Source organism: Syntrophorhabdaceae bacterium (genome assembly GCA_036504895.1).
Lineage (GTDB): Bacteria > Desulfobacterota > Syntrophorhabdia > Syntrophorhabdales > Syntrophorhabdaceae > PNOM01.
The window spans coordinates 24,886-44,623 of record DASXUJ010000003.1 but is presented as its reverse complement, the minus strand read 5'-3'; the positions used below and the strand labels follow the sequence as shown (position 1 = coordinate 44,623).

At 53.6% G+C, this 19,738-nt stretch carries 14 protein-coding genes; 5 read left to right on the top strand and 9 right to left on the bottom strand.

What is annotated here, in order from left to right; all coding sequences use genetic code 11:
* Positions 1-538 precede the first annotated feature (538 nt).
* Positions 539-3,064, bottom strand: a complete 2,526-nt coding sequence (locus VGJ94_00425) for a PAS domain S-box protein (protein HEY3275057.1) — start codon at positions 3,062-3,064, stop codon at positions 539-541.
* A 360-nt stretch (positions 3,065-3,424) separates the two neighbouring features.
* Here VGJ94_00425 and VGJ94_00420 point away from each other — a divergent pair, with 360 nt between their 5' ends.
* Both VGJ94_00420 and VGJ94_00415 read left to right on the top strand, forming a co-directional pair.
* Positions 3,425-3,622, top strand: a complete 198-nt coding sequence (locus tag VGJ94_00420; GenBank protein ID HEY3275056.1) for a hypothetical protein — start codon at positions 3,425-3,427, stop codon at positions 3,620-3,622.
* 401 nt (positions 3,623-4,023) lie between these two features.
* The gene (locus VGJ94_00415) at positions 4,024-4,374 is read left to right on the top strand and encodes a response regulator (protein HEY3275055.1); all 351 of its coding nucleotides are present in this window, start codon (positions 4,024-4,026) and stop codon (positions 4,372-4,374) included.
* Positions 4,375-4,514: 140 nt separating this feature from the next.
* Here VGJ94_00415 and VGJ94_00410 read toward each other — a convergent pair whose 3' ends face one another.
* From VGJ94_00410 to VGJ94_00395, 4 genes are all read right to left on the bottom strand, one after another.
* Positions 4,515-5,321: a hypothetical protein gene (locus VGJ94_00410; GenBank protein ID HEY3275054.1), complete on the bottom strand. Its 807-nt coding sequence runs from the start codon at positions 5,319-5,321 to the stop codon at positions 4,515-4,517.
* A gap of 218 nt (positions 5,322-5,539) precedes the next feature.
* The gene (locus tag VGJ94_00405) at positions 5,540-6,460 is read right to left on the bottom strand and encodes a peptidoglycan endopeptidase (protein HEY3275053.1); all 921 of its coding nucleotides are present in this window, start codon (positions 6,458-6,460) and stop codon (positions 5,540-5,542) included.
* Between the two features lie 289 nt (positions 6,461-6,749).
* On the bottom strand, positions 6,750-7,511 hold the full coding sequence (locus VGJ94_00400; GenBank protein HEY3275052.1) for an ABC transporter substrate-binding protein: 762 nt from the start codon (positions 7,509-7,511) through the stop codon (positions 6,750-6,752).
* Between the two features lie 505 nt (positions 7,512-8,016).
* Complete coding sequence (locus tag VGJ94_00395) at positions 8,017-8,430, bottom strand: response regulator (GenBank protein HEY3275051.1); 414 nt, start codon at positions 8,428-8,430, stop codon at positions 8,017-8,019.
* Between the two features lie 474 nt (positions 8,431-8,904).
* Here VGJ94_00395 and VGJ94_00390 point away from each other — a divergent pair, with 474 nt between their 5' ends.
* Positions 8,905-11,727 carry a cation-translocating P-type ATPase gene (locus VGJ94_00390; protein HEY3275050.1) on the top strand — a complete coding sequence of 941 codons (2,823 nt, stop codon included), beginning with the start codon at positions 8,905-8,907 and terminating at the stop codon, positions 11,725-11,727.
* 117 nt (positions 11,728-11,844) lie between these two features.
* Here VGJ94_00390 and VGJ94_00385 read toward each other — a convergent pair whose 3' ends face one another.
* The 4 genes from VGJ94_00385 to VGJ94_00370 form a co-directional block, all read right to left on the bottom strand.
* Complete coding sequence (locus VGJ94_00385; protein ID HEY3275049.1) at positions 11,845-12,450, bottom strand: hypothetical protein; 606 nt, start codon at positions 12,448-12,450, stop codon at positions 11,845-11,847.
* A 1-nt stretch (position 12,451) separates the two neighbouring features.
* Positions 12,452-13,102, bottom strand: a complete 651-nt coding sequence (locus tag VGJ94_00380; protein ID HEY3275048.1) for a phosphatase PAP2 family protein — start codon at positions 13,100-13,102, stop codon at positions 12,452-12,454.
* Positions 13,103-13,328: 226 nt separating this feature from the next.
* Entirely contained in the window at positions 13,329-14,093 is a 765-nt protein-coding gene (locus VGJ94_00375) for a SagB/ThcOx family dehydrogenase (GenBank protein ID HEY3275047.1), read from the bottom strand.
* A gap of 30 nt (positions 14,094-14,123) precedes the next feature.
* Positions 14,124-14,600, bottom strand: a complete 477-nt coding sequence (locus VGJ94_00370; GenBank protein HEY3275046.1) for a response regulator — start codon at positions 14,598-14,600, stop codon at positions 14,124-14,126.
* A gap of 289 nt (positions 14,601-14,889) precedes the next feature.
* Between VGJ94_00370 and VGJ94_00365 the strand changes: the two genes are divergently transcribed.
* Both VGJ94_00365 and VGJ94_00360 read left to right on the top strand, forming a co-directional pair.
* On the top strand, positions 14,890-16,152 hold the full coding sequence (locus VGJ94_00365; protein HEY3275045.1) for a DNA repair exonuclease: 1,263 nt from the start codon (positions 14,890-14,892) through the stop codon (positions 16,150-16,152).
* Complete coding sequence (locus VGJ94_00360) at positions 16,149-19,646, top strand: AAA family ATPase (GenBank protein ID HEY3275044.1); 3,498 nt, start codon at positions 16,149-16,151, stop codon at positions 19,644-19,646. Before VGJ94_00365 ends, VGJ94_00360 begins: the two co-directional genes overlap by 4 nt.
* The last annotated feature ends 92 nt before the right edge of the window (positions 19,647-19,738 follow it).

Here is a 19,738-nt window from a genome sequence, read left to right as displayed (position 1 = left end):
GGGATGAAGGACCATCTGCCTTCTGTCGATCTTGCGAAGGCGGGGCTTTTTTTGTTCCTTTTTTTTCTCTTCGGGGACGGGGGAACTGCTGCAGGGGAAGAGCGTTTTATTGTCCAAGTAAACCCTCTCAAGTGGCTGTATTTACAGGCTTATTATACCACATGACGCGAAGAGATTCCAAGGAAAACGTTATGGATAGGGAGATTATTTCACAGGCTCCCGGAGCCGTACTCGATGTACGGAGGAGGGCCCAACCGGAGCATGGCGGTGCATATGGGCCATCCCCAAAAATGCAGTGGCCGTCCAAGTGAGCAAAAAATGTACCGAATATATTCGAACGGACCCATGCCTATGCCCCGTGCCATACTTTAACAATAAACTGCGCGCTGAGCGGGAGGGGCCTGGGAGCGTCTTGGGTCCAGTCCCGAAGCAGGCGGGGCAGGACGGGTGGCCCCCTTAAGCCCACCCGTCCTGCCCCCAACAATTGTGCCCCTTCGTCTCTTTAATTCTCTCATCTTTGGGAAAGGCCATGAGGGAACTACCTTTGCGCCCTTTCCTCGTCCAACACCCGGCGGATTGCCTCTGCCACCTCACGTTTGGCGAGGGGTTTCATCAGGAACTCTCTGATCCCTGCCGCCCTCGCATCCTCAGGGGAAATATTTGCGGTATACCCCGTGAGAAGGATGATCGGGATATCGGGCCGCACCTTCAATAGTTCCTGGGCCAGGGCGAACCCTGTCATTGCCGGCATGGTATAGTCCGTAATGACCGCATCGAACCTGTTGGGGTCAAGGAGGAACAGGGAGAGGGCGTCACGGCTGTCCGTGGTCCCGATCACCCTGTATCCGAGGCCCCGGAGGGTTTCCCGGCCCCACTGCAAAAGCTCATTCTCGTCGTCAACGAAGAGAATGAGCTCGCTCCCGCGAGGGATGTCGCCCAGGACGGATTCGTCCGGTTGAACGGACAACTCGGCTTTGGGGAGAAAGACTTTAAAGAGGGAGCCTTTTCCCTGCTCACTCTTGACGGTGATCTCCCCGTGGAGGCTTTTCACGATGCCGTAGGCGACCGCGAGGCCCATGCCGGTGCCTTGTCCAGGCTCTTTTGTGGTGAAAAAGGGCTCGAAGATCCTTTTCAGGGTATCGGGCTCCATGCCCGTCCCGGTGTCTTTTACCGTGAGGAGCAGGTGAGGCCGGGGCGCCAATCCGGAAGGGAGCGCAGACCCGCTCGCATCACTTACGGTTATGGTAAGCCGCCCTCCTTTATCCCCCATGGCGAAAGCCCCGTTGGTACAAAGATTCATAATTACCTGCTGCACCTGTGACGGATCGGCAAGAACCTTGTCTGACGTGCTCTTTACCCTCACCTCGATCTTCACCGTGGAGGGAAGGGATGCCCTTAAGAACTTCACCGTCTCCCTGATGAGGGGGCTCAGTTGCAGAGGGACGATCTCATGGTGGGTCTTCCGGCTGAAGGCGAGGATCTGCTTCACGAGGTCCCTTCCTCTGAACGCCGCTTTCAGGACATGCTTGAGGCTCTGGTCCATGGCGGAATTGCGAGGCACATTGCTATCGATTGCCATCTCGGTGAACCCCAGAACAGCGGCGAGAATGTTGTTGAAATCATGGGCGATGCCCCCCGAAAGGGTGCCTATGGCTTCCATCTTCTCTGTTTGGCGGATTCTTTCCTCCATCTGCTCCCGCCTAGCCGCTTCCGATTTGAGGCTTTCGAGCGCCTCCTTCAGGTCGGCGGTTCGTTCCCGGACCCGCCTCTCCAGCTCCTCATGGGCCTTTCTGAGGGCGTCCTCCACACGCTTACGTTCCGTGATCACCTGGAAGAAGACGGATATGCCCTTTCCCCGCGGATAGATCCGCACGTCGTACCAGTTCTCATAGGGCGGGGCTTCGAAGAAGGCTTCGAAAGTCATGGGCGTCTTCTCCCGGATCGCCCGGACGTAGTTCCGGTGAAAGAGGGATCCCACGGCTTCGGGGAAGGCTCCCTCAAATGGCTTTCCGATTATGTCTTTTCTGTTTCTTTTTAAAAGGTGTTCTGCGGTGGCGTTAAAGTAGGTAAACACGAGGTTCTCGTCTAAGGAAAAGAAGGCCTCGCCGATACTTTCGAGGATCTCGACCACTCGCCGGGCAGATTCATCGATTGCTTTGGCAGCCTGTGTTCGTTCAGTGATGTCCCGTATTACGCTCAAGAGAACGCGCTCGCTGCCAACGGTAATCCCGCGCGAGCTGACCTCCACCGGGAAAGTAGTCCCGTCCTTCCGGCGGTGTTCCGTCTCAAAGAGAATGCCCGATGAGTCCGCAACATCCATCTGGGTGTAAGTGAGCGGGTAGCCCGTCGGACCACGAAGGTCGTATATCTTCAATGAGAGCAGTTCTTCCTTGCTGTAGCCGTAGGCCTTCACCGCGGCGTCATTCGCTTCGACGATGGCGCCGTCCGCGCCGCGGATGAAGAGGATAATATCCCTCCCGTGGCGGGCAAGAAGCTGATAGCGCCTCAACTCGTCCTCCATCCGCTTCCGTTCGGTGATATCGGTGAGGGCGGTGCGTATTATCTTTTGTCCGTCGACCTCTACCGCGATGCTGTCGAGTTGGGCATGCAATAGTGACGCGTCGCGCGTCTTGAGTGCGAGCTCGCAGGTATGCCTCCCCGTTGATTCGAGGGCCTGTCGTTGATACATATAGAATACGTCATGAAATTCCGGCTGGATAAAACGGGAAAAAGGCTTATTGATAAGAGATCTTCTTTCAATACCCAGAAGGCCTGCCGCGGTGAGGTTTATCTCGGTGATCATACCCTTCTCGTTGAGCGTGAGATAACCGACCGGGGCGAGGTCGTAAAGCTCGAAGTACTTCTCCCGTGACTTTTCCACCTCCAGGTGAGATCTTCGAAGCTCTTCATTCTGCATCTCCAGCTCGATCCGGTAGACTTCAAGCTCGTGGGTAAGCGTGGTGGGGTCCGGAGGCAGCCCTTTTGCCGGCCGCAGAGAGAGGAGTTTCTCGGCCTTCTCCCGAAGTGTAGTGTTATCTCTTGAGCCCGACTTACTTTCCGGCATTAAACCTCCAATAAAGAATATCTATCCCGGGATGTTTACGCCCGAATGTTCAGGCACAGATGTGTGTCGGGCTAATGGCGATCAGCCTGTCAATGTTCCATTATACCATAAACTTTATTCCCGTAAAAATCTCCTTTGGTCAAACTTGGCTGTTGCGCCCCTCGCTCCCCCCGGTATTCTGCTATAGCCGGGAGAGGCGCCGTAACGGCCGGGCAATCTGCCCCCCCGCCGTGGGTGAAGAGATTCTGCGCCCGGAAGGTGGCGGCGTGAGAAACATAGTGGTATCAAACTATTGACATCGGGGGTCCGGCAGTGATTATTTAATATAAATTTAATTTATACGAGAAGGGAGGAATAAAAATGGAGGAAATTGCCAAAGTTGAAATCAAAGAGTTCCAGAAAAACCCGGATGGCTCATGGGTATGTATCAAGAATTCGGATATAACCACTAAATCCGGAAGGGTTATAAGGGTATCACCGGGCACCACGTTCCGCCCGGGCGGCAAAGTCTCGGGACTCGAAGTTGCAAAAGCGCTTGACGAAGTCAGCGGGCAATAAAAAGCGTAAATGCCTTGAATTCCGGTATTGCGGCGTGGGAGAGATATTGCGTCGAGGCTCATAGCTTTGAATTCAGCATCTCTCCCGCCACCCTTTCCAATTTCGACAGTTCATATGCTCTATTCTGTTCCCCCTTTCTGAATAGTTACAACGAACAGAACCCAGGGGCAACAACATCTACCTCGTCAGTACGAAGTGATGATTTATGGTCGCGCCCATTTTTCCGCTTTGAAGCCGCTATGACAGACAAAGGGCTTTCTATATAATTTCAATAATTGAGTTGCTGATACACATACTCTGACTCGGAAATGGTGCAGAATATTGTGATATGTAGGGGTTGCGAGAATGATAAAAGGGCCTTATTGTTTAAAATGCAAAACGAACGTGTAAGACGTAGGGTCATGGTTGTCGATGATGAAGAGGACATCGCTAGGATGCTTGGTGAGATGCTCCGTCGCTTGGGTTATGCGTCGGTCGTGTGCGATAGGCCGGAGAATGCTCTCAAATTGTTCTTGAACACCCCGGAACGATTCGACGCAGTTATTGTGGATGAGATGATGCCGGTCTTAAAGGGAACTCAACTGACCAGACAGCTCCTCAGGATAAAAGACGATATACCGGTAATATTATTGACCGGCCATGGTGATATGATTTCAGTTGATGAGGCCCGGGAGAGCGGCGTACGGATCACCTTGACAAAGCCGGTAGAGAAAGCAATCCTTGGTGAAGCTCTCGCGGGCCTTTTGAAGTAGAAACATATTGCCTGTTGTGCCGATGTTGAAGTCCTGAAGGGATGCCCCGATGATCCAGTGAAGCGGCGTCTTGAGCATCTCTGCTCCTCGGCCTCCCGTGAGGGTCACATGGAAGTGATATAAAATTAAAGGCTTTCCTTTTAAGGAAATAATTCCGCGAAGCTTCGGGGGTCGTAGCTGGAATGGAGATAGACCTGGGGAAAGGCGTTGAAGAGCTCCGGCACGGTATAGATATTCCGCAATATCATCAGGATGTGGGCATCGCCGGACCAGATCGCGATGGGGTGCCGGTCCCGGGACGCCTTTGCGCAGCAATTGGCAACAAAGCGGCAATCCATGTCGATCACCGTCTCCGATCCTGTAGTGCCGCCGGCCGCGAATTCCCGGCAGAAGGCGAAAATGTGCGTATAGAGGGGCTCTGCACTGTAATCGAAGACCCTGCCGCGGGTCTTCAGGGTTTCCACGAGCATGTCGATCTGCTCGAGGTAGAGCAGCTGGTGCTTCCATATATTGTCGATCCATTCCACGTCATGCTCCTGCCGTGTATGGTAGGTGCGGGAGAAGCTCTCGAAACCCCGCTTCTGCTCTTCATAGATTTCCTGAGACAGCCCGATGTCGAGGTTATAGGCCACATCTTCCATGACCTTGAGGAATTCACCCAGCTCCTTATATAAGGCGGGAAGGTATTTCCGGTACGTCCAGTTATGGGTGCGCTTGATGAAACCCATGTAGCTGAAGATCTGATTGATATGGGTGGAAGGAACGTGGCCCGGCTGGCGGTACATACCCATGTTCAGCGCCCTTGCCCTGCGGGGGTCCTCGGGCCGTTCGATGTTCAGCTCCCGGGGGATATAGGCGGAAAACATATTGCTGTCCAGGATATTGTCATAGGGGCTTCCCTGAAGCGCCGATTTAAGAGACTGAGGGTATCTGTCCATTACCGTCATTTAGGCCTATCCTCCGTATGAAGTTATCGCCCTTTCTCACGTAAACATAAGGATAATAATACTAAAAATTAAATCGAAGAGGCCGTCGGGGTAACGCCACCGCGTCGGGGTTGCCCCCGACAATTGGATGTCCGGAGGAGGAGGCGGGAAGGGATGTTCCGAAATAATCTTGTCGGCGGAACCATTTCCCATTAGAGGCTGTTATAACACGTGATCGGTCATGAGCTATGGTTAAGGGGGGCGTCGGAAGAAACCTCATCCGCCGATTTCTTTACTCTCGTTGCGCCCATGTAAGCCTTATCATAGAAATCGGTCTGGAGGGAATCTATCTTTACCCCATTGCCGGCAGAACCCGGGAATGAGTGGATGAAATTACCGTCACCGATATAAATCCCCACGTGAGTGGGATATTTTGCATTTCTTTTGGTTTTGAAGAATACCAGGTCACCCACACTCAACTCTTCCCGTGAGATCCTCGGTCCCGTCTTATACTGGTCCCGGGCGAACCTCGGAAGGGGGACATCGAAGATATCGTAAACTTTCTGTACAAATGCCGAGGAATCAAGGCCGCGCACATTTTCGCCGCCATAGCGATAAGGGGTGCCCATGAAGCTTCTGGCGACTTTTACGAGCATATATCTTTCTTCGCGACTCTTCCAGGACTTAAGGGCCCTGGTCGGAAAATCCACAATATCATCTCCCGTTGCGGACTCTCCTGTCTTCGGAATGAGGAGTACCCTCCCGGGAGACAACCGTTGAGTCAGATTGCTGTTTGACTCGAGGATATCATCCTTTTCAACGTCGAATTTCATCGCGATTTTTTCGACGGTATCGCCTTTTTGGGCCGTATATTCTATAAATTCGCCATCATCTTCCCCTGCCTCGAAAACTGCAGTCGCGGCGCGGCCGTTTCTCGCTCTTCTGCTATCCTTACGGCCTTTCCGCAGAACTGCCTTCTGCCGGAGCCTCGGATTCTGCTTCTTCGAGCCTTCAATGCTTTTGACTTTTTCACCTGAAACCGAACGCTCTTTTTGCGTCCGGTTCGGGTTATCTCCCGATTTTGTTTTAGAAAAAACAAACACTGACGTGGACAGCAAGAAGCATGCACCCGCAAATGTAATCAATATGAATTTACCCATAGTTTCTCCCCGGCTCTGACGGTGCAAGTATGGTACCACACAAGACCCGGGCACGTAGCATCAATATTATTAATAGGTTATAAAATTGCATCACCATGAAGCATTCTCATTTGTGAGATAAAGTCTCTCATTTTCTTAGATCGGGTGTCTTATTTTTGACGGTGTTGACGGAGGTATAATGCTCTCCCGGACACCGTGATCCCCAATTCTCGCAAGATTGGGATGGCTTTCTTACAGGTTTCCGTGCTGCGAAAAAGCGAACATGAAAGGTCCGGCAGTGAAAAATTCACTACTTTTCGATATATATTTTCTTAAGTTCGGTCCAGTACGGTGATTTCATAAGTCTCCTGAGACCTTCGTTCACCTTTTTCAGTAACTCCGTATCTTCTTTGCGGACGGCGTAGCCGAACATCTCTTCGGTCATGCCGAACTCACCCAGAATCTTCACGGGTTTTGTCCCGGCCGCGTCGAGGGCCGGGGCGTCGTTCATCGCCGCGGCCGTGATACGGCCGTTGATCACGTCTTCGATGGCGAGCATTGGGGAGTCATACTGAACCAGTTCCAATCTCTTGCCCGCCTTCCCGATAAGATTTACCTTAATCCAGTTCGCCTCTGCCGTACCGCGCTGCACCCCGATCTTATTCCCGTCGGACAGGGCCTGCTCCACCGTCACCCTTGCTTCTTTCCCGGCGATCAGGATTTGCCTGGTTTTCCAGTAGGGAATGGAGAAACTGACTTCCCTTTTCCGTTCGTCGGTGATGCTCATGCCCGAAGCCACTATATCGATCTTCCTCGACTTAAGGCTCGGGACGATCCCTTCCCAGTCTACGGGCTGGTGTTTCACCTCAAAACCCATCTCCTTCGCAATCCAGTCCAGGGACTTCACATCGAACCCGTCCGGCTTGCCTGCTTTATCCACATAGGCAAAAGGCGGGAATTTGGCATCGATCCCGTTGATGTAGACTTTTTCGGCGGCGATGACCGGTGTCGCAGCCAGGATAAGTGATGACGACAGCGCGAAAAACAGGCCCCAAAACTTCCCTTTTCCCATCTATTTTCCTCCCGTCCGCACGTGGCAGGCCCCCGTAAGCAAGGGGGCGGTATTGTCAGAGTTGGTTGAAGACTAAACAAATCCAATGGGACTGTCAAGAAGGAGGCGGCTGCATTTTGCATGACTATAATTTTCCCCATTCTTATCTATCTATAGCAAGCAGCATCGGGGAGATAGAAAAGCGGTTAATGCGTGGAAGCGTTCATGCGTGAATGGGGAAGGGTAAACGCATCTAAACCATTGGAAGAAGAGAGAGTAATAACAGGTGTGTTATTGGTCTCTGCCCAGCTCGCACCGCGAGCGAGACCAACAGTAGGCGCCTTAAGCGAGGGGAGGCTCGGCGGGCTTTGCCCGTCGAGGGGGCGACGCAAGCCCCAATAATTGGATCAGGCGCTCCCGGAAAGAGAGTGATTTTCGGAAGGAGAATAATTGAGTTCAGGAGCAGGGGGGGCGGAATATGACGAAGGGCTGTGAGTGAGTGATCGGGGATTACCTACGCGCGCCCCTAAACCCTCGCGCCCTTGACCGGCTCCCGCAAAACATCCTCCACAAGGTGGGCCAGCTCTTTTTCGCTAAGGACCTTGGGAGCGCATGCGCTGATGCCTGCCCGAAGCGCCTCGTCCACCGCCGTCTCGTTATCGATACCGGTCAACAGGATTATGGGAACATCCGGCCGGAGCTCCTTGAGGCGCCCGGCGAGCTTGATTCCCGTCATACGGGGCATGACGTGGTCGGTGATGACGAGGTCGAAATTGCCGGGATGAGCGCGGAAAAGCGCAAGGGCCTGGAGGCTGTCCGTCGTTGCCGTCACTTTGTAACCCATGCCCTCCAGCCTTCCTATATTCATCTCGATAAGGATCTCGTCGTCATCAACGAAGAGAACATGTTTCCGTGCCTCCGAACGTTTCGGACGGGGCATATATACCTCCTGATATCTCCATAATTTATATGGTTTTTTTATTCAAGTATGTGATCTAAGGCATTCTTTCGTGAAAAAAATAGTATCCTACCCTACAATACTAAGCAAGTACGGGGCAGCTATGGGTGGGATCAGAAGTAATGCTCCTTTCTTTGACCGGGAGACGACGCCCTCCCCTGGTTTCCGTATCCGGCGGCGTCAGGGAAGAAAAGGGGCAAGGTCGGCGCCCACCCCCGCCGGTTAGGGATTTGACGGAGCCCGGCTTGATATCTCTTCCCGGAAATGCTACACTCTAGTTTGTAAGAGATGTAGTGGCCCTAAAGGGGAGTAGCTGGATACGCGCGCATCGTCATTCCATTCGGTTTGAACCGAATCGGTGGCGCGGTCAGAATGTATGATCAGCAAGACCTTTACCGAAATCTTCGGTAAAGGTCTTTTTTTTTGCTCCACAATTCTTTTCAGGAGGAGATATCCATGAGTAACGGCGTGAGTCACGCACAATCTGTCGAAGAAGTCTTGAAGGCGTTCCACACCGACCTCGACAAGGGTTTAAGCGATCCCGAGGTCAAGGCCCGTACTGCCGCGTACGGCAAGAACGAGCTCCAGGAGAAAGAGAAGCCGAGCTTCTTCGCCCTCCTCATGCGGCAGTTCGCCAATTTTCTCGTCATCATCCTCATCATCGCCGCGGCCGTCTCCCTCGCGTTGGGAGAGTGGATCGACGCGGTCGCCATCCTCGTCATCGTGGTTCTGAATGCGGTAGTGGGCGTGGTCCAGGAGTCGAAGGCAGAGGAGGCATTGGCCGCCCTCAAGAAGATGTCGGCCCCCAACGCCCAGGTCATCCGGGACGGCCGCCAGGTATCGGTCCCTTCGGCAGAGCTCGTCCCGGGCGATGTGGTGATGCTCGAAGCGGGCAACTACGTGCCTGCCGACATGCGCCTCGTGGAGACGGTGAACCTCAAGGTGGAAGAGGCCTCTTTAACCGGAGAGTCGGTGCCGGCAGAGAAGGAGGCAACGGCGCTCCTCGGCGAGGATGTCCCCTTAGGCGACAGGACCAACTCCGCCTTCATGAGTACCCTCATCTCCTACGGAAGAGGCAAAGGCGTCGTCACGGGCACGGGCATGAGTACGGAGATCGGAAGAATCGCCGAGATGCTCCAGTCCTATGAGGAACAGGCTACCCCCTTACAGGTTAAGCTCAATGAACTCGCCAGGTGGCTCGGCATCGCCTGCCTCGTCATCTGCGGCTTCATCTTCGCCTACGGCCTGGTGCGCTCCACCACCTTGTCCGACATTTTCAATAAAGGCTTCATGGCCTATCTCATGGCGGAGAAGGAAACGATCGTCGAGCTCTTCATGGCTGCCGTGAGCCTGGCCATCGCCGCCGTGCCCGAGGGGCTTCCCGCGGTCGTCACCATATGCCTTGCCATCGGCATGCAGAGGATGATCCGACGCAATGCGTTGATCAGAAAGCTCCCCGCGGTCGAGACCCTGGGGTGCGCCACCGTCATCTGTACGGATAAGACGGGGACACTCACCCAGAACGAGATGACCGTGGTCCAGGGATGGTCCGACGGCAAGCTCTTCCACCTGACCGGCCAGGGCTATAACCCCACGGGTGATTTTTCCTCACAGGAACGGCCTCTCAACGCAGAATCCGACCCTTCCGTCTCCGCGCTCCTTCACGGCGGCCTCCTCTGCTCCGATGCAAAGCTCGAAGAATTCAATGAAGACGGGGTCCGGGGTTGGCGCATCGTGGGCGATCCCACGGAAGGCGCACTGGTCGTGGCCGCTGCCAAGGCAGGGTATTGGAGAGAGGCGACAGAGGAGCTCATGCCCCGGGTTATGGAGATACCTTTCGATTCGGACAGGAAAAGAATGACCACCGTTCACGAGTGGAGGAACGGCGCGGGCAAAAGTCCCATCTTCGGCGACAAGAATATCCTGGCTTTCGTAAAGGGCGCCCCTGATATCATCTTAAAGCTCGCCGATACAATCGTTTCCGACGGGAAGGCGGTCCCGCTGACCGACCAGAAGAGAAAGGAGATCCTCTCCGTGAACCATGACATGGCGGGACAGGCCTTACGGGTCCTGGGCATCGCCTGCAGGTCCATGAGTACGGTCCCCGAGGGGCAGGGGTTTGAGACAGTAGAGACGAGACTCACCTTCGTGGGCCTCATGGCCATGATCGACCCTGCGAGACCCGAGGCCCGGGCAGCGGTTGCCGTGGCACGGAAAGCCGGACTCAGGACCGTGATGATCACGGGCGACCACAAGGATACGGCGGTGGCCATTGCGGGAAAGATCGGGCTCCTCACCCCGGACGGCATCGTGCTGACCGGAGAAGAGCTCGACAGGATGAGCGACGAGGAGCTTGCCTCCAAAATAGACAGGCTCAACGCCTGCTGCCGCGTCTCACCCCAGCATAAGACGCGGATCGTCGACGCTTTCAAGGCCAAGGGGCACGTGGCGGCCATGACGGGCGACGGGGTGAACGATGCGCCTGCATTGAAAAGAGCCAACATCGGCGTGGCCATGGGCATCACGGGTACGGATGTGACCAAGCAGACCGCCGACATGGTGCTCACGGACGACAACTTCGCCTCCATCGTCTCCGCCATCGCGGAAGGCCGGGTGATCTACTCCAATATCAGAAAGTTCGTCTTCTACCTCATCTCCTGCAACATCGGCGAGATCTTCATTATCTTCTTCGCCATGCTCCTCGGCCTTCCTATGCCGCTCAGACCCGTCCAACTCCTTGTCCTGAACCTGGTGACCGACGGAGCCCCTGCCCTTGCCCTGGGACTCGAGAAGGGAGAGCCCGATCTCATGGATCAGCCGCCCCGCTCGACGAAAGAGCCGGTCATAAACAGCGATATGGCGTTCTCCGCAATCGTGCAGGCAGTGGTCATGACTGCCCTCGTTCTGGGTGCCTTCTCCATCGCCCTGGGCAGGTATCCCGGCAATCTCGCCCACGCCCAGACCATCGCGTTCGCAACCCTGAGCATGTCCGAGCTGATCAGGGCCTTTACCGCCCGCTCCCAATACCACTCGGTCTTCTCTCTCGGCTTCTTCTCCAACAAGACCATGAACTGGGCAACCGCGGGCTCCGCGGCACTGGTGCTCGTGATTCTCTATGTGCCTTTTGTGCAGCCTATCTTCAATACGGTTTCACTGGGTTTTGACGACTGGCTCTTCATGCTGCCTTTCATCTTCGGCGACTCCATCGCCGCCGAGCTTACGAAGATCTATCTGCGCCGCAGGGTGGCGAAGAGAAGGGCCGCACTGGCTGCAACATAAATGGAAAAGCAGGATGCGACGCCGGGAGAGTTCCCGGCGTCGCAGGCGGGCGGTTCGTACTGTGAGACTCTACCTGATATTATTATTACTCTCACATGGGGCGTCACGTGTGGGGCCTTAATTGATCCTCACCCCATCGAGGAAGACCGCGGTCATGCTGATGCCCCGGAAGAAGGTCCGGTACCCCTTTCTGCCCATGGCGTAAACCGGCTGAAATTCGAGGGTGTGGGTTTCACCTCCTTCGAGAAAGACATTCACTTCCATATAAAAGTCGTCATAGGGGACGCCGAATACCAGGTGATGGGGGCCCTCTGCGAGACCGATCGTCTTTTCCAGCACGTAACGCATGCCCACGCCACCTTCGGCTATTCTGCCCTGAGGTCCATACACGGGGTCTACCCCCGGGGCTCCCTCCACCTTCCATAGGATCTCCTGTCCGTCCACTTCCAATTCAAAGGGAAATCCGCCTTCCAGGGAAGGCTTCTCTATTCTATGGAGGACATAATGCTCGGGGGTAGGTATCTTCACGGAAGACCGGAGCGTCAGGCACGCCATCCCTTCGGAAGGGACCGAGGCGTCGGTGACCTCGGAGAAAACCTGTGCCTCCATGGAGGCGGTAACCGGCTTCGTCGTTTCCTGACATGCAGCGAGCGCAGCGATAAAGAACAGGCCCGCCAGAAGGATTGCCATGCCCTTCTTCGTCCCTCTGTCTTGCCATGCCATTTCAGATCCTCCCCAAATTCTCTGTTTCCCGCGCCCCCCGGTCGGGCATCCCGAGCGACACGACCCAGGCCGCCCAAAGGATCGCGATATAATAAGAGATTATTACATCGCTCGCCCAATGGGCCCCGAGGGCGACCCGTGCAATACCGCCGACGGAAAGAAGAAGGGCGCAGGCTATCAGGATCGCGACCCGGACCGGGCCCGAGCTCGTCCTGATAGCCAGAACCGCAAGAAATCCGAAAACGGAACCGTATCGTAAGGCAAACATGGACGGAAAACTGTGCCCGGACAGGGGCCGGAACAGGTGGACCAGCTCGGGCGAAGGCCGGGGCCGCGTAATCAGAGGTCCTATCCAGTGACCGAAGACGAGCATCCCAAAAAGGCTCGCAAGACAAAGGATGGCGCCGCGCCACCCCGCGAGGCTCCAGGAAAGGACCAGCGCCAGCAGGAGGAGGGATGCGAAGGAGGGGAATTTCGCGGTATGGGAGATTTCTTCAGCCCACGTCAGGTCCGGGGAAACCACACGTTGTACCCATTGCCCTATCGCCACATCCCCGGGAAAGCAGGGGTAATAATCAATCGCCGGCAGAAGCGAGACGGCAACGACAAAGAGTGCTATCCACTTGAAATAAAAGCTGCAATCCTCATGCAATCGTTCACTGCACATCTTGCACGAACATAAGCAGCATGGGCACGATTGTCCATGCGGAGAGCAGGCGGCCTCAAAGCCTAAAGGGCACGCCCCCTTAAGTCTTTTGATTGTTACGGTATCGCGGAGGGTTTAGAAGCACCCGTACGACGGCTCTTTTCACTTTTTCCGTTTTCCGGTTTTCCTTTTCCGAATTCCAGTCCTTAATTCTAGAGACTTATTACGCCTCTCAGACCGGCCGCCCCACCGCCGCCATGTAAATCACCGTCTCTTCTTTTCCGTCCAGGCCGATGAGATCGTTTACTTCGCCGTCAAAGAAGGCGCCTACGGCGCAGGTGCCGAGATGGAGGGCTTCGGCGGCGAGATAGAGGTTTTGCGCGATATGGCCGGCGTCGAGGTAGATGTACCTGTAGGCACGTTCGCGGTACTTCCATTTCGACCGCTCTATATATGCTGACCAGATAAAGACGGTGTGGGCTTCGGCGAGCACGGACTGGTCGAGGCCGGCCCGGGCAAGGGTAATTGAGAAGTCACCCTTTCTGAGAAACTCCAGGTCGAACTCGCGGGGCCTCAAGTGATAGAGGCCGGCGTCAATTCCCTCTACCGCTCTTATATGCAGATACGTTTCGATGGGATAAAGGCCCCCTGCGGAGGGGGCGGTTCTGAATCCGCCCTGACCATAAGGGGAGGTAATGCCCTGGGTGGCCCAGAGGAGCGCCGAAAGGGTTCCGGCAGTAAGGGTCTTTTTGTGATCGAAGGCCCTTCGGGACCTCCTTTTCGCGAGAATCCTCCAGATATCGGTTTCGCCGCCTATCTCCGGCTTCGGAAGCGCGATCCTGGCGAGGGGGTTTTCATATTCCTTGAAGGCCTTCGGCATATGGTCCCAGTCGAGCGTGTGGCCGCCGATGTTTTCGGGCGTATACTTCGTCTCTTTCTGGAAACGCGCCCCTATGGACCCTTCAGTTTTTTCCTGAGGCCTGTTTTCCTTTTCCATGAAAACGCCTCCTTTCGAGATATCCCCGGCCTACCAGGAGACGAGGTCCGCCGTCTGTTTCCAGCCGGCCCCGAAATGCTCGTTGAAATGATCCTCCAGCCGGTCCAGGAGGCGCTTCCATCCGGGAAGAAATTCGTAACTGAGCACATCTTCAAGAAAGGGGACGATCTCGCCAAGCTTGTCTTTGGGGAGGTAGGCCCGGGCACCCATGGTATGAGACTTTTTTAGTGCTTCGGGGGTGAGTGCGTGGGCGGTGAGCATGGCCACCTTGAGGTTACGGGAGACGGCGATCTCGAGGAGATCGAACCCCCTGACCCCCATGATATCGAGTATGACCACATCGTAATTGCCGGTCTTGATGAGACGGGCCGCCCCTTCGTAATCCGTTGCCTTGTCGAAAGTGCAGCTCGGGCAGTCCTGCATGACCTCTTCTTCCAGTACGGTAAGTACATCCGGCTCATCGTCGACGGCGAGCAGATGCTTTCCATTGAGAACCGATTCTTCCATGAATCCCTCCTAAGACTTCTTTGTCTTGTCGGAGCACCCGTGCGGGGACTTCGTCCTCTATTATATCATAATCACCGGATCTCCTGTTGACCCGATCCCAGTGACCCCTATGCCATGTAAAATCACCGGAAAATCGGGTATACTATGGGGGCCTGTCTGGAATTCAATACGACCGGGAGAGAGATACGGCAAAATGAAAACGGTAACTGGCTGTATAGCTTTGACCGCCGGGCCTGAACAGCCATAGAAGACAAACAACGATTCTGAACCAGATCAACCTGGAGCCAAAATGAAATTCATCCATGCTGCTGATATCCACTTGGACAGCCCCATGATAGGGCTTGAGAGGTATGATGGTGCTCCCGTGGAAGAAGTGCGGGCTGCAACACGCAGAGCACTGCAAAACCTTGTTGAGCTGGCGATCAACGAAGATGTTGATTTTGTAATGATTGCAGGAGATCTTTATGACGGAGATTGGAAGGATTACAACACAGGCTTATTCTTCCTGACAAGGATGATCGAATTGCGGGAGGCGGGCGTTAGGGTGGTCATTGTTGCCGGCAACCACGATGCTGCAAGTCAGATCACAAAGAACCTCCGCATACCTGATAATGTAAAAATGCTCTCCGTCCACAAGGCGGAATCTGTCATTCTTGAAAGTGCCGGAGTAGCCATCCATGGGCAAGGTTTTTCGACCAGGGCAGTTACTGATAACCTTGCAGCCCACTATCCGAAACCACTCTCAGGGTTATTAAATATCGGGCTCCTCCATACCTGCCTAGACGGGCGCAAAGGATATGAACCTTATGCGCCATGTTCTCTGGACGAATTGCTGTCTCGTGGCTATGAGTATTGGGCCTTAGGACACGTGCACAATAGAGAAATTATTCATCGGGAGCCTTGGGTCGTGTTTCCCGGAAATTGCCAGGGTAGGAACGTTCGTGAGACCGGGGCCAAAGGGTGCACATTGGTGTCCGCAGAGGATGGAACGGTGACAAACGTCGAATTTAAACGACTCGACGTTTTTCGATGGTCCATTGCTGATGTAAACATTACCGGCGTCACTGATACCGATGAAATTATTGACCTGGCCGACGAAGCCTTGAAAGAAGAGTTACGAACGAACGAGAGCGAGCCGACCGCCCTTCGAATCCGGCTTCATGGTTCATCAAAAGTACATGGCAAGCTTCTCACAGATTCAGAGCGTTTGAAAAGTGAAATAAGGGCAGTCGCCACCGATGTCGGTAATGGAAGCATTTGGGTTGAAAAGATATGTATCAATACGACAGGCGCATCTGATCCGGACGAACTGACGAGGCGAGACGATGCCTTGGGAGGACTTTCGCGTTCGATCCATAATCTGCAGTATGATGAAACGGCCTTAGAGGATATGTTTCAAGGCTTTGGCGACCTTTTCCGCAAGCTCCCACATGAATACTTGAATGATGGCGACGCCGTCCATCCGGAAAACAAAGAGAGCCTCTCCCGTGTCGCGGAAGAGGTGAAACATATGTTGCTCTCCAGGATTTTATCCTTCGGAGGCGACCGATGAGGATGGACGAACTGCGATTGCTCTCTTTCGGTCCGTTCACAGGTCTTAACCTTGTTTTTGACACGGGAGATGCAGATTTTCATATCCTTTACGGGCGTAATGAGGCGGGCAAATCTTCTGCGCTTCGGGCGCTGGTATCGCTTTTTTTCGGCATTCCACACCATTCCACCGATAATTTCCTTCATGATAATACCAAACTAAGGATCGGCGGGTCCATTCACGCCTCTGATGGCTCCGCCCTTTCCTTGATAAGAAGGAAGGGGACAAAGAACACCTTACTTGACCTTGATGAAAAGCCCTTGGACGAGACAGTCCTTCAGAGGTTTCTCCAAGGGGTCGATAAAGAAATATTTGAAGCTTTCTTCGGTATCGACCATGATTCATTGGCCCGCGGTGGCCAAAGCATTCTGAAAGAAGGCGGTGACGTGGGACAAAGTCTCTTTTCGGCAGGGATCGGAGGAGTGGATTTGAGGGCCATCCTTCAGGAGTTCGATAATGAAGCGGATGCGCTTTTCCGTCCCAGAGGGCAGACCCAGGCTCTCAATAAAGCCATAAACGACTATTCCGACCTCAAAAAGACTGTTTCCGAAGCATCACTTTCAAGCAGAAAATGGTCTGAACAGAATGACGAACTCAAAAAAGCTCTTGGGGAGAGGGCGGGGTTGTCGGAGAAGATTAAAGGCGTTCAATATGAGGCCAGCCGTCTCCGGCGTTTACAGCAAACATTGCCTGATATTGCAGTACGAACCAAATGGATATCTGATCTTCTGGAACTTGGCGAAGTGGTTATTATTGATGACGATTTTGCAAAGAAAAGGAGGGAATACCTGGAGCAACTTAGAACGGCTCTTGAAGTCAGGGAACGCTCAACTGATGACATGGAACAACTGAAGAGCAACATGACCCAGATCAGCGTTCCAGAGGGATTTCTTGACCAGGCTGATACGATATCCGAACTCCACCAGCGACTGGGGAGTTATAGAAAGGGCCTTCAGGATCTTGGTGGACTCGAGAGAAACGTTCACCAATTGAAACGAGAAATCGAGGTCCTTTGTTCGGAAATCAAGCCAGGCGCAGACGTGAAAGAATGTGTGATTGTGCGCCCCGAGGCGAGCCTGCGCGCCAAAGTCCAGGGGCTTGGCGGGAGCCACCAGGCGATTCTGGACGCGTTGGCTAGATCCGACAAAGATATCCAGAAAACGAGGGGAGAACTTGCGAAAGCGACGGAAGAGCTACACTCTCTAGAGGCCCCGAGAGACATTAATGCGCTTAAATCAGCCGTCTCGAGCGCCCGGAAGCGAGGGGACCTGACTTTAAGTCTCCAGGAGGCCTTAACCGGCGTCCAGCGCGTGGAAGAGCAATTGAAGATAGATTTAGACAGGCTGCCTCTATGGGAAGGCCGCATCGAAAAGTTGGAAACAATCACAATTCCATCGCCGGAAACCGTTGATCGTTTCGAAATGAGCTTTCAGGAGATTGCCACAAAGATGGCCGGTCTTGACGATAAGGAAAAGCAGACGAGGGGGGATCTTGCCAAAATAGAGGCTCAAATTGAAGCACTTTGTATGGCCGGGACAGTTCCTACGGAAAATGAACTTTCGCAGGCGAGAGAAAGAAGGAGCAGCGGTTGGGGCCTGATACTTCGTTCCTGGATAGACAATGACGCCGTTGAGGAAGAAATAGCCGCTTTCGATGCCCAAGATCCCCTTCCGAAAGCATACGAGAAAAGCGTGGTACAAGCCGACGAAATATCCGACAGGCTTCGCCGGGAAGCGGATCGAGTGGCCCAAAATGCGAATCTCATTGCACAAAAAGCCGGGGCCCAGCAATACCTCAAAGATATCGAAGGGAGCAGACAAAATCTAGCCGATCATCTGTGTAAGATAGAAGTTGAATGGACTGACCATTGGAAAGCGTCCGGTATCAAACCTCTGCCCCCGAAAGAAATGCGGGCTTGGACCATCAAACAAGACGCCCTCCTGGAAAAATCCAGTAAATCAAGAGAGCTACGCCGGAACTATGAGCAGATAGTTGGGCAGATCGGGGAATACCGTGCAGGACTTATCGCTTGCCTCGGTGATCTTGGTTTAAAGTTGGACACGAACAAAGCTTTCGATGATCTCTTGGATTATTGCCAGTCCGTTATCGAGTCTATTGACGCTGTCAATCGCAAACGCGCCGAATTGAACGAACATATAAGCAAGCTCGAAAATGATACAAAAGGCCTGTATCATAACCACGAAACTTTAGAGAAGAAGTATAAAGACTGGCAGTCGGGCTGGGCAACTGCGCTTTCCAGGCTTGGCCTTGAATCGCAGGCGTCTCCCGCTGAAGCCTATGCGGTCCTTTCGAAGTTTGACGAGCTATTCAAGAAGGTAGATGAAAAGGATTCAATTGAACAGCGTGTGTCTGGGATTAATCGCGACGCCGCAAAATTCTCAGCAGACGTAAAAAGTCTTTCCGAAAGCGTCGCTTCGGAACTGAACGATAACTCGGTAGAGCAGATAGTGGTGAAGCTTGATTCAACGTTAAGTAAAGCAAAGACCGATTCTGCCAGGCTGGCTGATCTGGAAAATAGGTTAGCTAAGCAAGAAACGGTCCTGCGCGAAGCAGAAGAAACGATAAAAATTGCTTTGAAGCGACTGGAATCTCTGTGCGTCTGGGCAGGCTGCGCAAGATATGAAGATTTGGAGGAGATCGAGAGAAGGTCGTCCCTGAAAAAGACCATTCAGGAAAAAATAGATTCGCTCGAGACCGGTCTTCTCAGAGTTGGGGGAGGAATGCCCCTCGAAGAACTTATTCAGGAGACAAAAGGGGTTGATAATGATTCTCTGCCGGGCTTAATATTTGAGGTCGATAAGCAATTAGAGGAGATGGCGGCCACAAGATCTGACATGGATCAAAAAATTGGGGGTATGCAGACTATCCTGCTACAGATGGATGGCAGCGCAAAGGCGGCGGAAGCGGCGGAACAGTCTCAACGTATTCTGTCCTCCATGAGAGAGAATGTGGAATGTTACATACGACTTCGCATGTGTTCTGCTATACTCAACCAAGAAATTGAACGATACCGAAATGAAAACCAGGGGCCCCTTGTTCGAAGGGCAAGCCAACTCTTTTCTGCCTTGACTCTGGAATCTTTCTCTGGTTTGACGACGGATTTCAATGATAAGGATGAACCTATCCTCGTGGGAATTCGCCCAAGGGGAGAAAAGATCGGGGTTTCGGGTATGAGCGATGGAACGCGAGACCAACTTTATCTGGCTCTTAGAATTGCCAGCCTGGAGAAATACCTTGATTCAAATGAGCCCATGCCATTCATAGTCGATGATATTTTGATACGCTTCGATGATGACAGAGCAACTGCAGCGCTGAATATCCTCGCAGAGTTGTCAACAAAAACTCAAGTTCTGTTCCTGACGCACCATGCTCGACTTGTTGAGTTAGCGCGGAAAGGATCTTTTTGCGGAAAACAGGGAATCCATCTATTGTAAAGAGAAGGCTATGATACAAATAACGGTCACTGGCGAGGGCGGGGCAAATGCCCAAGAGGGCGGGGGCGTTACGAATAGGTCGTAGGCCCGGG

Bases quoted from the DNA above. Each gene is read 5' to 3' on its own strand.
- VGJ94_00425 (HEY3275057.1), bottom strand. From the start codon at position 3,064: ATGCCGGAAAGTAAGTCGGGCTCAAGAGATAACACTACACTTCGGGAG.
- VGJ94_00420 (HEY3275056.1), top strand. From the start codon at position 3,425: ATGGAGGAAATTGCCAAAGTTGAAATCAAAGAGTTCCAGAAAAACCCG.
- VGJ94_00415 (HEY3275055.1), top strand. From the start codon at position 4,024: ATGGTTGTCGATGATGAAGAGGACATCGCTAGGATGCTTGGTGAGATG.
- VGJ94_00410 (HEY3275054.1), bottom strand. From the start codon at position 5,321: ATGACGGTAATGGACAGATACCCTCAGTCTCTTAAATCGGCGCTTCAG.
- VGJ94_00405 (HEY3275053.1), bottom strand. From the start codon at position 6,460: ATGGGTAAATTCATATTGATTACATTTGCGGGTGCATGCTTCTTGCTG.
- VGJ94_00400 (HEY3275052.1), bottom strand. From the start codon at position 7,511: ATGGGAAAAGGGAAGTTTTGGGGCCTGTTTTTCGCGCTGTCGTCATCA.
- VGJ94_00395 (HEY3275051.1), bottom strand. From the start codon at position 8,430: ATGCCCCGTCCGAAACGTTCGGAGGCACGGAAACATGTTCTCTTCGTT.
- VGJ94_00390 (HEY3275050.1), top strand. From the start codon at position 8,905: ATGAGTAACGGCGTGAGTCACGCACAATCTGTCGAAGAAGTCTTGAAG.
- VGJ94_00385 (HEY3275049.1), bottom strand. From the start codon at position 12,450: ATGGCATGGCAAGACAGAGGGACGAAGAAGGGCATGGCAATCCTTCTG.
- VGJ94_00375 (HEY3275047.1), bottom strand. From the start codon at position 14,093: ATGGAAAAGGAAAACAGGCCTCAGGAAAAAACTGAAGGGTCCATAGGG.
- VGJ94_00370 (HEY3275046.1), bottom strand. From the start codon at position 14,600: ATGGAAGAATCGGTTCTCAATGGAAAGCATCTGCTCGCCGTCGACGAT.
- VGJ94_00365 (HEY3275045.1), top strand. From the start codon at position 14,890: ATGAAATTCATCCATGCTGCTGATATCCACTTGGACAGCCCCATGATA.
- VGJ94_00360 (HEY3275044.1), top strand. From the start codon at position 16,149: ATGAGGATGGACGAACTGCGATTGCTCTCTTTCGGTCCGTTCACAGGT.